This window comes from Neobacillus mesonae (genome assembly GCF_023715155.1).
Lineage (GTDB): Bacteria > Bacillota > Bacilli > Bacillales > Cytobacillaceae > Neobacillus > Neobacillus mesonae_A.
In genome coordinates this window covers 139745-154812 of sequence record NZ_JAMBNQ010000006.1, presented here as the reverse complement: position 1 = coordinate 154812, position 15068 = coordinate 139745, and the positions used below count along the sequence as shown (strand labels likewise).

The 15068-nt window shown below is 36.6% G+C and carries 16 protein-coding genes and 1 tRNA gene; 9 read left to right on the top strand and 8 right to left on the bottom strand.

The window, feature by feature from the left end; translation table 11 throughout:
- Positions 1 to 1785 (top strand): ABC transporter ATP-binding protein, encoded by a 1785-nt coding sequence (locus M3183_RS08495; RefSeq protein WP_251468475.1) that lies wholly within the window; start codon positions 1 to 3, stop codon positions 1783 to 1785.
- 56 nt (positions 1786 to 1841) lie between these two features.
- On the opposite strand, the gene M3183_RS08490 is transcribed toward M3183_RS08495, so the two are convergent.
- A complete protein-coding gene (locus tag M3183_RS08490; protein WP_251468473.1) occupies positions 1842 to 2018 on the bottom strand; it encodes a Spo0E family sporulation regulatory protein-aspartic acid phosphatase in 177 nt (58 codons plus the stop codon).
- A gap of 251 nt (positions 2019 to 2269) precedes the next feature.
- On the opposite strand from M3183_RS08490, the gene M3183_RS08485 reads away from it, so the two are divergent.
- On the top strand, positions 2270 to 2977 hold the full coding sequence (locus M3183_RS08485; protein ID WP_251468471.1) for a cytochrome c biogenesis CcdA family protein: 708 nt from the start codon (positions 2270 to 2272) through the stop codon (positions 2975 to 2977).
- Positions 2978 to 3153: 176 nt separating this feature from the next.
- Positions 3154 to 3633 (top strand): CcdC family protein, encoded by a 480-nt coding sequence (locus M3183_RS08480; protein WP_251468469.1) that lies wholly within the window; start codon positions 3154 to 3156, stop codon positions 3631 to 3633.
- 208 nt (positions 3634 to 3841) lie between these two features.
- Here M3183_RS08480 and M3183_RS08475 read toward each other — a convergent pair whose 3' ends face one another.
- Together M3183_RS08475 and M3183_RS08470 are read right to left on the bottom strand one after the other, a co-directional pair.
- Positions 3842 to 4117, bottom strand: coding sequence for a hypothetical protein (locus M3183_RS08475; RefSeq protein WP_251468467.1), 276 nt, complete (start codon positions 4115 to 4117; stop codon positions 3842 to 3844).
- A 138-nt stretch (positions 4118 to 4255) separates the two neighbouring features.
- Positions 4256 to 4681: a DUF2621 domain-containing protein gene (locus M3183_RS08470; protein ID WP_251468465.1), complete on the bottom strand. Its 426-nt coding sequence runs from the start codon at positions 4679 to 4681 to the stop codon at positions 4256 to 4258.
- Positions 4682 to 4892: 211 nt separating this feature from the next.
- On the opposite strand from M3183_RS08470, the gene M3183_RS08465 reads away from it, so the two are divergent.
- Positions 4893 to 4989, top strand: a tRNA-Sec gene (locus tag M3183_RS08465).
- A 213-nt stretch (positions 4990 to 5202) separates the two neighbouring features.
- On the opposite strand, the gene M3183_RS08460 is transcribed toward M3183_RS08465, so the two are convergent.
- Together M3183_RS08460 and M3183_RS08455 are read right to left on the bottom strand one after the other, a co-directional pair.
- On the bottom strand, positions 5203 to 5640 hold the full coding sequence (locus M3183_RS08460; RefSeq protein WP_251468463.1) for a type VI secretion system tube protein Hcp: 438 nt from the start codon (positions 5638 to 5640) through the stop codon (positions 5203 to 5205).
- A 362-nt stretch (positions 5641 to 6002) separates the two neighbouring features.
- Positions 6003 to 7454 (bottom strand): bifunctional metallophosphatase/5'-nucleotidase, encoded by a 1452-nt coding sequence (locus M3183_RS08455; protein WP_251468461.1) that lies wholly within the window; start codon positions 7452 to 7454, stop codon positions 6003 to 6005.
- A gap of 303 nt (positions 7455 to 7757) precedes the next feature.
- Here M3183_RS08455 and M3183_RS08450 point away from each other — a divergent pair, with 303 nt between their 5' ends.
- Genes M3183_RS08450 through M3183_RS08440 form a run of 3 tightly spaced genes read left to right on the top strand, consistent with a single transcriptional unit; the run spans position 7758 to position 9891 of the window.
- Entirely contained in the window at positions 7758 to 8330 is a 573-nt protein-coding gene (locus M3183_RS08450) for a sulfurtransferase TusA family protein (protein WP_251468459.1), read from the top strand.
- Positions 8331 to 8346: 16 nt separating this feature from the next.
- Positions 8347 to 8736 (top strand): DsrE/DsrF/DrsH-like family protein, encoded by a 390-nt coding sequence (locus tag M3183_RS08445; protein WP_251468457.1) that lies wholly within the window; start codon positions 8347 to 8349, stop codon positions 8734 to 8736.
- A gap of 30 nt (positions 8737 to 8766) precedes the next feature.
- Entirely contained in the window at positions 8767 to 9891 is a 1125-nt protein-coding gene (locus tag M3183_RS08440) for an MBL fold metallo-hydrolase (protein ID WP_251468455.1), read from the top strand.
- A 162-nt stretch (positions 9892 to 10053) separates the two neighbouring features.
- On the opposite strand, the gene M3183_RS08435 is transcribed toward M3183_RS08440, so the two are convergent.
- Positions 10054 to 10233 (bottom strand): hypothetical protein, encoded by a 180-nt coding sequence (locus M3183_RS08435; RefSeq protein ID WP_251468453.1) that lies wholly within the window; start codon positions 10231 to 10233, stop codon positions 10054 to 10056.
- Between the two features lie 495 nt (positions 10234 to 10728).
- Between M3183_RS08435 and M3183_RS08430 the strand changes: the two genes are divergently transcribed.
- Positions 10729 to 11295 carry a peroxiredoxin family protein gene (locus M3183_RS08430; protein ID WP_251468451.1) on the top strand — a complete coding sequence of 189 codons (567 nt, stop codon included), beginning with the start codon at positions 10729 to 10731 and terminating at the stop codon, positions 11293 to 11295.
- 1042 nt (positions 11296 to 12337) lie between these two features.
- Positions 12338 to 12901, top strand: coding sequence for a DUF4256 domain-containing protein (locus tag M3183_RS08425; RefSeq protein ID WP_396953707.1), 564 nt, complete (start codon positions 12338 to 12340; stop codon positions 12899 to 12901).
- A gap of 350 nt (positions 12902 to 13251) precedes the next feature.
- Here the strand turns inward: M3183_RS08425 and M3183_RS08420 are convergent, their stop codons facing one another.
- Positions 13252 to 14763, bottom strand: coding sequence for a sodium:solute symporter family protein (locus tag M3183_RS08420; RefSeq protein WP_251468447.1), 1512 nt, complete (start codon positions 14761 to 14763; stop codon positions 13252 to 13254).
- The gene (locus M3183_RS08415; protein ID WP_251468445.1) at positions 14760 to 15035 is read right to left on the bottom strand and encodes a hypothetical protein; all 276 of its coding nucleotides are present in this window, start codon (positions 15033 to 15035) and stop codon (positions 14760 to 14762) included. Before M3183_RS08415 ends, M3183_RS08420 begins: the two co-directional genes overlap by 4 nt.
- Positions 15036 to 15068: the final 33 nt, after the last annotated feature.

Sequence of the window (15068 nt, the reverse complement as noted above, 5' to 3'; positions counted from 1 at the left end):
ATGGAAGAAAAAATAGAGCTCTCAGGAAGTGAACAAAGAAAGGTTTTATTTCGTCTGCTTTCTTATACAAAGCCGCATAAAAAAATAATTAGCTGGGCGTTTCTTCTCTTGTTGTTAACGACGGCAGGTGACATTGTTCTGCCCATTTTAGTGGCAATCTTTATTGATGACTATTTGCAGCCGGGAAGACTGGAGTTTAAGCCGCTCCTCCTTCTCGGGTCAGCTTATATGGGAATTCAAATTTTAAAATCCATTTTATTATTTTTTCAGTTGGTGAAATTTCAGGAAATCGCCTTGTATATTATTCAACAGCTTCGAATTGATGTGTTTTCCAAAGTACAGGCACTTGGATTGAAGTATTTTGACAAAACCCCGGGCGGCAGTATTGTTTCACGGGTAACAAATGATACTGAAGCGATTAAGGATATGTTTGTAACCGTTATTTCGACATTTATTCAAAGCGGATTCCTGCTTATAGGCATTTTTATCACCATGTTTATTTTAAATGTGAAATTGGCTTTGTTTTGTTTGATTATTATTCCCATCTTACTGTTTGTCATGGTTCTTTACCGTAAATGGAGCTCAAGATTTTATCTTGATATGAGAGAAAGATTAAGCCAGTTGAATGCAAAGTTAAGTGAGTCGCTGCAGGGAATGTCAATTATCCAGTTATTTCGTCAGGAACGACGCCTCCGCAGGGAATTTGGCAGCATTAATGAACAGCATTATAATGCCGGAATGAAGAATATCAAAATTGATGGTCTGCTTTTAAGACCGGCAATTGATATGATTTATATTTTGGCGTTAATCATTGTGTTAAGCTATTTTGGCATAACATCCTTTACTCATTCCATTCAAATTGGGGTTATATATGCATTCGTCAATTATTTGGACCGTTTTTTCGAGCCAGTCAATCAAATGATGATGCGCCTTTCATTATACCAACAGGCGATTGTAGCTGGTTTCCGTGTGTTTAGGTTGCTGGATGAGGAGGAAATAGCTCCAAAGCAAGTGGGTATGCCTTTAGAAATTGCTAAAGGGGAAATTGAATTTAAAAACGTAAGCTTTTCATATGATGGAAAACTTGATGTATTAAAAAATATTTCGTTTACCGCAAAACCGGGTGAAACAGTTGCACTGGTAGGGCACACTGGAAGCGGGAAGAGTTCTATCATAAATTTGATGATGCGTTTTTATGAGTTCGATCGAGGTGAGATTATCATTGACGGACGCTCTATTCGAGATTTTTCGAAGGATGAACTAAGGGAGAAAATGGGCCTGGTTTTACAAGATCCTTTTTTATTCTATGGGACCGTTAAAGACAATATCCGCCTGCATAATAACAGCATGACAGATCAGCAGGTTGAGGAAGCAGCGAAATTTGTTCAGGCACATCCATTTATTGATAGGCTTGAAGATGGATATGAACATAGGGTAGTTGAGCGCGGTGCTGCCTTTTCAAGCGGGCAGAGACAGTTAATTGCTTTTGCTAGAACAATTGCTGCTAATCCGAAAATTTTGGTTCTGGATGAAGCAACAGCCAATATTGATACAGAAACAGAAGAGGCGATCCAAACGGCATTGGCCAAAATGAGAAAGGGAAGAACGACAATTGCGATTGCTCATCGGCTTTCAACGATTCAAGATGCTGATTGTATACTAGTCCTTCATAAAGGAGAAATTGTTGAACGAGGCACACATCAGGAACTGCTTGCACAAATGGGATTATATCATAAGATGTATCTTCTGCAGAATGGGATTCAAAGCTTTTTGAAAGTGCAGTAAATAAAGCCTGGAATCATTCCAGGCTTTTATCAGTTCGTTCTATACATGTCCAACTTCTAATAGGATGTAGAAGGGACCCTTTTTGTATATTTTCGATTATATTCATTTAATAACTGGTCTAACTCTTGACTGCACCGGATGGCGATGGAGGAGGTATAGCCGTTGGTATTAGCAGCTTGTATTAATTCAGCACGTTTTTTTTCGATAAGGGCAACTAATTCTGATTTAATCACGGCCAATTTCCTTTCCGGATAGATATCCAAACTTTGGTGTATTGGTAGAAATAAACTTATTTTGGACATTATTTTACTAGTATAACCTAAGATGTAAATTTTTTCAAAGGTGAATGTTAAAAAAGTAACTTAGATTACATGTAAGACCTTTAAAAGGAGCATTGGACACAAAATATTCAAGTTTATTCATTATCATTTGGGTAAAAGTTTTGTTAGAATGAAAGGGTATCGACAATGGTAGGAGTGTTTTTATGTCTGATGTAAATATATTTTTGGCATTGGGAGCCGGGTTTTTAAGCTTTATTTCGCCTTGCTGTTTACCCCTGTACCCAGCTTTTTTATCATACATAACGGGGATGTCAGTTGCGGAACTAAAAACCGAAAATGCTCTGCTCCAAAGAAGGAGTTTGTTTCACACCATCTGCTTTCTCATAGGGTTTTCCATTATTTTTATTGCAATGGGTTTCGGAACATCCTTAATTGGCAGTTTCTTTAGGGAATATAAGGATTTAATTCGCCAGCTGGGCGGAATTTTTATCATTTTCTTTGGTTTGGTTATTGTTGGAATACTAAAACCGGAAATTATGATGAAGGATCGCCGTTATGAGTTTAAAAACAGGCCGTCTGGATATATTGGTTCTGTTCTAATCGGAATGGCATTTTCAGCAGGATGGACGCCTTGTACAGGTCCCATTTTAGCGGTTGTTCTAACACTTGCTGCTAATAATCCAAGTTCAGGTATGATGTACATGATTGCTTATGTACTGGGCTTTGCTATTCCATTCTTAATTCTGTCATTCTTTATTGGTCGAATGAAATGGATTAAAAAGCACAGCGTCAAAATCATGAAAATTGGCGGGTACATCATGATTGTCATGGGTATTGTCTTATTCTTTGACTGGATGACCAAAATCATTTCTATTTTCCAAACATTTTTTGGAGATTTCACAGGATTTTAAATGAACGATAGCAGAAACCATTTAACACTCAGTTTAAATGGTTTTTCCTTTTTTTGTATCTGTTCCTATAAGGATCTAAAATTGGGAACAGAATTGAGTTAAAATCTTTCTCACTTTGAGAGCTTTTAAAGTATAATGGGTAAGGAAAATATGTTGATAAGGGAAGAATGAAAACCATGAACTATGTTGTTATTTCTTCAATTGGTGCAGTTTTTATGGGCTTTTTCGTTTTGTTTGTCCGGATGAAGGCTGCGAAAAAACCAACAAACGGCAAAAAGATTATTATGCCGCCAATCTTCATGGCAAGCGGGGCACTTATGTATGTGGTACCACAGTTTAGATTAACGCCTATGGAAATTTTGGAGGCAGTAGTTGTAGGCATGTTGTTTTCAATCTTACTAATTAAAACCTCCAAATTTGAAATCCGTGACAATGATATTTATTTAAAGCGTTCAAAGGCGTTTATTTTCATTTTAGTAGGTTTACTGCTCATTAGACTTATTATGAAGTCTATTCTAAGCAGTACCATTGATGTCGGGCAGTTAAGCGGTATGTTCTTCCTGCTGGCCTTCAGCATGATTGTGCCTTGGCGGATTTCCATGTACCGTTCGTATATGAAACTTTATAAAGAGCTTCATGGAATCAAAATCGTTTAATTGTTGAAAACACTGATCTGATCGATTGGGTCGGTGTTTTTTTAGATTAAACGTGAAAAATATTGAGGAGATTTGAAACTAAGTTTCAACTAGTGCGGGCACTTATTTCGGCGGTGTCAAAAACCCAATAACACTACTTTTAAAATGCTGGGAAGTGTATAAAAAAAACTCTAATAGAGGTCGGTTTCAAGAAAACTTCTATGTATAGCTAGCATATTGTCGTTTCACCTTTTTTGATTTTGCCATTTTTATCATCCACATAGTCCGTTCCGCTCTCACAGTTTTCTTTATTTACCCATTGAATGATATACTCATTCCCTTTATGACTAACAGATTTTATTTCGACTTTGCCAATCTGTTTGGTGTGATCTTTTATCACAATTGATTTTGCTTGTTCTTCAGGAATTTTAGGTTTGGAAAAATCATTACAACCACTCATTACCAAATTCAACGAGATACACAATATTAAAGTAATTTTCTTCAAATATTTCACCTCCATATTTGCTTAGACGGATAGGATAGTATTGAAGTTTCATATAATACCATACTATTCCATTTTTAATCTAACAATATTCTCTTAGAAAGCAGCCAATAAAAAAACTGTCCAAACGTTGTGGACAGTTCAAAATAAATGTTCAAATGGAGTCACATCAATTTTATTTTCAAAAAGCTTTTTTCGTAAGAATTTATGATCGCGCTTAGGCGTTGCTTGGATATAACCGCGAATCACCAATTCTTGTGTTATTTTCGAGGCATTTTCTTTTAAGGCAAGTTCCCCAATTTTTCCGGCAATCTTGTGTTTTGCCACATCACGGAAGAGTTCTGGAACCGGACTGACTAAATCTTCAAGCAGAGCTTTTTCCTCAGGTCCCCATAAATGAAGGGATTCGTTCACATAATGCTCTTCCCAATCCATTACAGATTTGCCGTCTTCCTTTGGCATTTTCTTAAGGAACTTTCGAAACATAAAAAAGCCGCCGATTCCCATCATACCCGCAAGAAAAACAACCCAAAAAAGAATAAACCATAAAAACCAGCCATGAAGCATCTATATTCACCTACAGAATACTATTTTCATTCTATCATTATAGTCTGTTTTTATGGAAAAAGACAAGCAAACACGATATAAAAAGGACGTTAATCATCAAAAAATGCTTAAAAAGAAGTCAATTATTAATAAAATAGGCTGATTTATTGATTTAAACTACATTCCATTGTAAGATTAGACAAGTGAGAGTAATTATTTTGATATACCTTATGGGGTCGGATGGGGCACTGGTGTCCTCCACGGTCTTCAAAACCGCTTGAGACCACCGTGTGTGGTCTGGTGGGTTCGATTCCCACACGGTCCCGCCAAACTTTATACTAAATATACATAATTAACCACATGGTGAATTTTTAACCTGTGGTTTTTATTTTTTAATGAATAAATTTGCTCCTGGGTATGTGTAATATTTATATGAAACAAGATTTTTCTGGCGTACAAGCTCCTTGTTCATCAATCAGAAAACAATCCCTCTTTCCCGTAAGATGGGGATTGTATGAATTACTTTGAGAAGTAACGATTATTCATGCATTTCTGTCAAAGGTACTACTTTGGCTAAGACCAAATGCATCAGTTTCCATTGTGATCACTTCATAATGAAATTTAACCTCTTCTGTAACTCCAGCACCTGAACCAGTTTGATCGAATCCTGTTACGGTTACATCCTCAAGAATAATTGTTAATATAGTAATGCTATTTTGAGTAACAGTGAGGGTCAATGATGGAAAATGAGTTCCTCTTATTACGGCATCAAAAAGAGGAATGGAACCAATGTCAAGTTCCTTTTGAACAAAGAGATCGCCTGCTTCCACTTTAGACGCACCACCACCACCGCCACCTTCATCTGGTGGGGGATTTGAAAAACCAATGCTATACGAAGAAATGTCAAATGTTAGATCCGGATTAGGACTGCTTCTTTCAATGACAATTGACATCAAGGTTGTAGGATAAATAATCCCCATCTTACACCTTCCTTTTGTTTTTTTGAAATAGCTCATTACATCATATGAGATGTCAATCTGCATTGAATAGGGTGCTTGCTTATTTATTAGAAAAACTCATAGAAATTCGTTATAGAATTACAGATTATGGTAAACAGTTATCAAAACCGCTGGAGACCACCGTGTGTGGTCTGGCGGGTTCGATTCCCACACGATCCCGCCAACTATACATATATCGGATGTAAAAACCGTACGATGCACTCGTACGGTTTTTTTAAATTATGACTGACTTTATTCAGTTGCGCTCACGAAAGCGTGCAAAATAAAAAATTACCTGCATTGATCGGATGGTCATCGGATTATTAAACCACCTCTGCAGGTAATTATACTACCTGGACAATGTCGTTCAGTTGAATTGAAATGACGCCGCGTTTTTCGATAAATTGTTTTAAGGCATCTATGGCATGAGCATTTAAATTTCTCCGATTGCTTCCATATTTTTGCGGAACCCCCTGCATTGTAACGAATGATGCCAAGTATGTTTGATTGATATCAACAAGCTGGTCATTAATAAATAGCTGTTGAATACGTGTTCCAGCAGGATTTTCGATTTTAATGAACATTCTTAGTCCAAAACAGCGCTTCATATATCCTCCCATCTGATGATAGGGGTTACCTGCAAAAGTTCGTTCTAAATTTTCCTCTAACATCTCGAGTATTTCTTTGCCGGTTAATTCCACTGTAGAAACGGGTGGGTTGGTGGGGATTATGTTCCATAGGTCATTCATGGTAATTGGGCCGGGAGGAATTGGAGCACCATAACGCCATCCATTAGAGAAAGCAATCTCGGCATTGGAAATCTCTATAAGTGATTGCAAAAGCAGATTATCCATGGTTGTCTCTAATTGAGCATATCGATGAAGTGCAGTTTTTGTTTCCCCAACTTTGCTTTGAAGCATAGCTCTATGGGGTTCAAGTATATAATTAATAAGCGCTTGAACCTGGGGATCAGGTTGAATGCTTTCCGATACCTCAATTAACTTGTGCCTAAATGTTAGAATCTGCCGGTTTTCAATTTCCAAATCCAAGCGCCCGATGAAGGAGCCATGGCAGCCGGATTGAATGATGAGAGTGTTGTTGATCAGGACAGGTTCGTAAAGACGGTTATGAGTATGTGCGCTCAACAATATATCAATTCCATCAACCTCAGCGGCAATCTTGGCTTCAATAGGAAATCCTAAGTGTGATAGAACGACAATGAGGTCGACATGATTCACTTTACGTAATTTATCAATTTGTGTAAGCAGCTCCTCATTTCCCAGTGTAAAACTGACACCAGTGGAAAAGTGTGAAGGCATTGTTTTATCTACTATATGGCAAGCAATCCCAATTACGCCGATTTTTAAACCTGCTCTTTCGATAACCATATCGGTTGGGAAAATGGGTTGTTTGCTTTTTTTATCATAACAGTTATTTGCCAACATCGGGTATTCAAGTGCTGCAGTTAATTTTTTTAAATGGTTTGGACCATAGGCAAACTCCCAATGAGCTGTCATACCATCAATTCCCATCTTGTTTAAGATAGGGATGAGTGACTCCCCATTGCTGGAAACAGCAGGGTAAGTTCCATGAAAAGTGTCGCCATTATCTAAGATTAGCACCCCGCCTGGATTCTGTGCACGAGCCTCTTTAAATATAGTTGTAATCCGGGAAAACCCGCCTGCGTTTCGAAAGTGAACTTCTCCTTTCTCCTTAATGAACATCTCAGGGTGAAGATTCAAGTATGCGTGAGTGTCGTTCATCTGTAAAATGGTCAAATGCCGTTTCCCGCCCATTGAAACATAACCTCCTTTAATAAAAATGAAAAGAGCTCATTGGTTACTTTTCCCGTTTAAATATGATTTATAAGAAGAATAACTGCCATGTCTGAATTTGAAGGAACTGAAAATGGGGATCATTATTTTCTGTTCATTTTATGAAATGGAAAAAATTTTAAAACCATCTTGGTAAGAAACTCGAATTGAGCGGCTTGTAAGTGTTTGAAAAATAAATTCTATATGGTGAAAAATATGGCAGGCAGTTGTTGGCATGGAAAGATGAATTAGAAAAATAATAATTCTGAAAGGAGGGATTGGATTATGGAGATTACGGTCAATAAAGTGCTGGATGCTAAAGGATTAGCTTGTCCCATGCCAATCGTAAAAACAAAAAAAGAGATGACCACACTTGAGCCGGGGCAGGTCATGGAAATACAAGCAACGGATAAAGGCTCTACTGCTGATATTAAAGCTTGGGCTGAAAATACGGGTCACCAGTACTTAGGCACAGTGGAGGAGGGAAGTGTTTTAAAACATTACCTTCGAAAAGCAAGTGCAGAAGAAGAAAAACCAGAAACGACACACCCGGATATTATGAATTTAGATGACCTTCTTATGAAAATAAAAGGAAATGAAAAAATTTCTGTATTGGATGTAAGGGAGCCGGCAGAATATGCATTTGGACATATTCCTGGTTCCATTAATATCCCTCTTGGAGAATTAGAGCAACGGTTTGAAGAATTAAATAATGCCGAAAATCTTCATATTATTTGCAGGTCTGGAAATCGGAGTGACTTGGCTGCGCAAAAGTTGACGGCAAAAGGTTTTAAAAACGTAAAAAATGTGGTACCTGGAATGAAGGAGTGGGCAGGACCAGTCGATAAAAGTCACTAAACAAGGAGGAAAAGACATGAAAGTGGCAATAATTGCAGCAAACGGCGGGATGTTCGATGCCTACAAAGTGTTTAATATCGCAACAGCAGCCGCAGCAACAGATGCCGAGGTCGGTATTTTCTTTACATTTGAAGGTTTAAACCTTATCCATAAAGAGGCACATAAGAATCTGCCAATGCCTCCTGGTACAGAACATTTTCAGGAAGGTTTTAAAAAGGCGAATATTCCTCCAGTTCATGAGCTGGTATCGATGGCAGGTGAACTGGGAGTCAAAATGATTGCTTGTCAAATGACAATGGATGTAATGAGTTTGGAAAAGGAACATTTTATTGAAGGAATCGATGTAGGGGGAGCCGTAACATTTTTGACTTTTGCCAAGGATGCTGACGTTACGCTAACCTTTTAAATAAACAATACAATGAAAAGGAGGGGGAAAATGGAAACGGTAACAGCTGTTAAGAAAATATCGGTTAAAGAATTGGCACGGAAAGTTTTAAACCATGACGATTTATTCATTATTGATGCTCGAAATACCGATGATTTCGACGATTGGAAAATTGAAGGGGAAAATGTTGAAATTATTAATGAGCCATACTTTGACTTATTAGAAGGGGTTGACCCTATTGCCGACAAGCTGCCAAAAAATAAGGTAATCTATGTAATATGTGCAAAGGGCGGTTCCTCAGAGTTCGTTGCTCAGCAAATTGCAGAAGCTGGGTTTACAGATGTTTACTCTATTGAAGGCGGGATGAAAGCCTGGAGTGAACATTTAGAGCCAATAAGAGTCGGCAGTTTAAAAAATGGCGGAGCGATTTATCAATTTGTTCGAATTGGTAAAGGGTGTTTGTCTTATTTAGTGGAATCAAACGGAGAAGCCGTACTGATAGACACCAGTCGAATGTTGGAGCCATATGAAAGCTTTTTAAAAGAACATAATTTGAAATTAAAATTTGTCCTTGATACTCATTTACACGCCGACCACATCTCGGGCGGAAGAAAAATTGCAGAAAAGCTGGGGGCAGTCTATTATCTTCCGCCAAAAGATGCTTCTGAAGTTACCTTTGATTATCAGCCAATTCATGATGGGTCAGAGTATAAAGTCGGTGAAACAAAGATTACGGCAGTATATTCACCAGGACACACCATTGGAAGCACGTCATTTATCGTTGATGATCAATATTTGTTAATAGGAGATATATTATTTATTGATTCCATAGGACGGCCTGATTTGGCAGGGAAAGCGGAAGATTGGGTAGGAGATTTAAGAAATACTTTATATAATAGGTACACAAAACTGGCGGATAATTTGTTGGTACTGCCAGCTCATTATATGAGCATAAAAGAAATGAGTGAGGATGGCAGTATTTCTGAAAAATTGGGTGTGTTGTATCAAAAGAATCATGGGCTGAAAATAATGAATGAAGATGAATTTAGAAAAACTGTAACAGAAAATTTGCCGCCGCAGCCCAATTCCTATCAGGAAATTCGTCAAACTAACATGGGAAAAATAACTCCTGATGAACAACAAAGAGAAATGGAAATTGGACCCAACCGTTGGTAAAATAGGAAAATAATAATCTCTCAGCCCGTGGAAATTTCAGCGGCCGCTAAATAATTAATTAGGTTAGGCGGGGAAAAACATTGTCCTGGTATTTTAACTGAAGAAGAGCAAAAAATATGAAGGTAGCTATTAACGGCTGCCTTCTGTTTAATTTGAAGAGTATTAATTAAAGGTTTTATTACTTTCAATGTATGTTTCAAAAGCTGGATGAAATTCCTTTTGATAATGATGCTCAGGACACGATTTGATGACGATTGATTTTAATGTTTTAGAATGATGTGTTTCTAATACTTTATTGCATTTAGGACAATGCTCAATAAAAAGGTTTTTTAAAAAGCTCATACCCAGCCTCCTATCCCGTTAATTCATATAGTTATACTATGAATTATACAGCATTTTTGTGAATTTACAATAGTTTAATGGAATGGGCGAATCAATATGATGGCATGAAATAATCCCCATTCAAAATTATTACATCTCCTAATAGCGATTTTTATTTGGATTTATAAAAAAATATTATCACAGAAGGGAAACATCTGACATCTAATAATTTTTTTTAGTCCCATTCTATGACTCTCAATTGGCAAAATTTTTAATATTTCCAATAGAACAATGGACCTTCATTGGTTGAACACTTGATTCAATTTTAATTGGGATAAGAAGTCATTTCTTAACTGTTTCTTAACATTCATCTGAGAGTATACAGTAAAGAAGAATCTTGTTATAGAAATTTTTTTGGTTAAAAGGATAAATAAGTTACTCCCTTAACTTTCTCTTATCACGTTCCAATTTGTTGTATTTTATTATTTTCCGGTCAATTATAAAGGAGTGAAACAAGTGATCAAAAAAATTCTTGTTGTTTTAGTATTAGGTGGATTAATTGGATGGGGAATATATAACTATACGTCATCCCCGGCACAATCCCAAATAGAGGTTCAGAAAAGTAAACCAGTTAACAGTAAATCTGTTGAGATTGGTTTTGAAGAAGGGAATAAAGCACCTGATTTTGGATTACAGACTTTAGATGGGAAAAATATTAAACTATCTGATATGGAAGGAAAAAAGGTAATTTTAAATTTTTGGGCAACCTGGTGCCCGCCTTGTAAAGCTGAAATGCCTCATATGCAAGAATTCTATCAAGAACAAAAAAGTCATAATGTCAAAATATTGGCAGTGAATTTAACAACTGCTGAAAAAGATGCAAATAATATTGCGAAATTCGTAAAGGACTATGGCTTAACTTTTCCAATATTACTTGATCAAAATGGTGAAATAGGGAATTCCTATCAAGCCTTTACCATCCCAACGAGTTATATTATTGACACGAAAGGGATTATACGTAAGAAAATAATTGGACCTATGGATAAAGAAATGATGACTGAACTAATTAACAGTATTAATTAAAAGTGGGGCAGAGATGAAGATTAGGGGAAAATTCGATCCTAATGGTTGATGATGACCACTATATTCGCTGACTTATTGAAAAGATATTGAAAAAAGCTTAAAGGCGTTGGATTGTAAGTTTTAGAGGCTATAGAACAGCATTTTTTATGTATGACCCATGCTTACCCATTGCAGCCGCTGTTTTAAATGATTTTAATGGTTTTGAAATTTGCAGCTGGATACGAACTATGCAAAAAATGCGAGATACCGATTGTGTTTGTTTCTAAAATAACAAATGATGAACATAAAGTAAATAGGGTTAAAAAATGGTTAATTGAGTATTGTATTCTGATTATCTGTGTAAAAAAATGTAAAACTGACGAGGTGTGGTCGTCAGTTTTTACAGTTGAAGGATTATTTTTATTTGAAGTGTTATTTGATAGTTTAAAGTCATTCGTATTTTTAAAAAAAGACATAGTACTAAAATGGTAATCCACCACTTCAGTAAGAAGGGTGGATTTTTTACGCAAATATTTTAAGGAAAACTAAAGGTGAAGGTGCATTAAGTAATCAGTATGCCCCTTTTGGGGATTTATTACATTATTAGTGACTTTAATAGAATTTTTTTGAAATATATTGCAACAATGTATTATTGTAAATTTATGAAAGGAATTTTATTTTAAGTCAAATTCTCTAGTAGAAATACAGGCCGAAAACTGATACGATTACTTTGAAAATATAGGTATTTTAGGTTCATCTTGGATAATAAGAGATACTGGTTCGGGCTTAGACTTGGAGGGGCAGCATCCTTTAGGGATACAACAATCTTGTATACAATAATGCCTGTTGCTGCGAAAAGTTTGGGTGGGTAATCATCTATTTGCATGAGTATAGCTTTCCTCAAACGTTTGCTTAAGAATGGGACGTTTAAAGAAGAAGAAAGAAATTGATTCTCTTAGGAAAAAAGCTTTATACGAATATGCATCACAAGCATAACATGTGTTGCAATAAGTAATTTTGAAAAACAAGTTCTAAACAATATTAGATGAGAGGTTTTAGTATGATGAATGAAAAAACGAATTTGTCACCAGAACAACGTGAAGAAATACTCAGCACATTGAAGGCACGTTTTGAAAAAAACATGATTCGCCATGAAGGACTTGAATGGGCTAAAGTACAAGAAAAGCTAGAAAATAATGCTGAAAAGCTGTGGTCGCTTCATGAAATGGAAAGAACTGAAGGGGAACCGGATGTTATAGGTTATGATAAACAGTCAGGCGAATACATTTTTTATGATTGTTCTAAGGAGAGTCCTAAAGGCCGGAGAAGTGTTTGTTACGATCGTGAAGCCCTGGAGTCAAGGAAACAGCATAAACCACAAAACAGTGCTATAGATATGGCTGATGACATGGGCATTGAGATTTTAACGGAAGAACAGTACCGGGAGCTTCAGAAGCTTGGGAACTTTGATACTAAAACATCAAGCTGGGTGAAAACACCTGCGAATATTAGAAAACTCGGTGGAGCCATCTTTTGTGACCGCCGTTACGCCACTGTTTTTATGTACCACAATGGGGCGGATTCTTACTATGCTGCCAGGGGTTTCCGCGGCTCACTAAGGGTTTAATTTCTGTGGGAGATTCACTGTAGGCATGATGTTTATTGCTTTTCATGGTATTTAAGGTGCTTTTTTGTGCTTTTTATCATAAGACATATACTGTGTATTAAGTGTAATAACGATTTACATAATTGAGGATAAAAGTAAAATAATACTACAAGCAGCCTTTCTTCTATTCACTACTTTATCATTATATATATTTGGGGAAATATTGTTATTTAATAAAATAAATTTCTTACTGCTACATTTATTATTTTTTTGTGTCCTCCCAAATAGATAAAGAAATGATAGAAGAGGGAAAAATTCTTCAAAAAAAGAAGCTGAGATGAAGCTTCTTTTTTTGCATAAATAAATTATATTTACTCAACGACATTATCCAGTTTTGCTAACGGCTTCGTTAAGTTTGAAGAGTTTTTGCCAAACACTTCATTTGTCTCTTTCCAAAGTTTTTCATCGAAGATGCTAGGTGATTTCGCATATCCAGCCACTACCATTATGAGTATACTTAGAATTAATCCATATACACCAGGTTGCCATCCAAGGGAATCGATGAAACTAGGATTGAAAAATCGGAGGAACATGGATAAAGCTGTTCCTGCAATTAATCCAGTAATCGCACCTTCCTTGTTTGCACGTTTCCAGAACAGTCCAAGTGCAACAACTGGAAAAAGTAACGTAATCCCATCATATGTGAAAAGCGCTAGAAATACCATAAGTCCAAGATCTAAAGTGCCAAAAAATAACGATAAAATCGATATGATAACGACAGATATTCTTGCAATATTAATGGCTTTTTTGTCAGATATATTGCTCTTTAAGACCTGTGCAATATCTCTGGAGACAGTTGTACTAATAGCCTGCATGATTCCACTAACAGTTCCGACACTGTTGGCCATTATAATAACCCCTAACATTCCTAATGCGAATGGTCCTGATTCTTTTGCAACATATAAGAAGGCTCCTTGTACATCTGCTAAAACTTGCTCTTGTGAATGAAGGAAGATAGCTGTAAAGACGAACGATGAAAAGAATATAGCATAAATGATTGGTGATAATAAAGCCGACACTTTAATGGAACGTAAGCTATCACCTGCAAATAACTTGTTATACGCCCATGGCCACATAAATCCTCCTAAACCACTTAAGATGACTATAGAAGTCCAGTATGGAGTAGGTGGATCCCAACCAGGACCCGGGAACGTGAGCATATCCGGAAATTGGGTTGATGCCATTTCAAAACCTGCCCCGAAACCGCCGACAAACTTATAAACAAAATAAACCATTAGCGCAGTACTACCAAAGATTAAGACAATACCTTGGAATACGTTGGCAGAAATAACCGACTTCATTCCACCTAAAGAAACAAATAAGGTGATAACGGCCAAGCCTAATACCATGCCCCAAAATTGGCTAATCGTCCCGTCAGAAGCGTACTCAAATACATATCCTTGTGTTACAATTTCAACAATCAACCAAGGAATAGTAAAAACAATTCCCCAAATTCCAGTTAAAACACGAACCGTTTTACTTTGGTATCGAAATCCCAATAATTCGGATTGAGTGGTAATACCATATTTTTTACCCCAAATATAAGTTTTAGGGGCGACAAAATACATAATAATCATTGTGATAGCAGCGTAGGCAACACAATATAAAGCAGTAAATCCATACGTAATGGCCATTCCAGCCCATGCGGTATACATGGCTCCGACACACCAGGTAGCTAAGACTGAAAAGGTAATGGCAAAAAAGCCAAAGGAGCGGCTAGCGGTTGCATATTCTTCAAAAGAACTGACACCTAATTGTTTTCGGATTATGACTAACATGACAACAAAGAAGAGGAATATCATAGAAAGAGGGATCAAAATCATTTCGCTTTTCCTCCATTCTCATCATTTTCAAATATCTCAACCTCTATATCCAATTCACCTAATTTATCCTCTATTCGATATTGAAAAATGAGGCCTAGGAACAATAGACTTACACATAAAAATAAATAAAACGCTGAAAACGGTAATCCAAGTACCCATGGATCAATCTTATTTGCAAGATCAAATACTCCTGGAAACGTCATAAAAATGATTACCAAAGTATAGTAAATGAAAAAGCCAATGTTTTTTTTTCGGCTTGCTGCATTTTCCATTGTGTCAACTCCCTTTCGAAGTTACAAAAATTT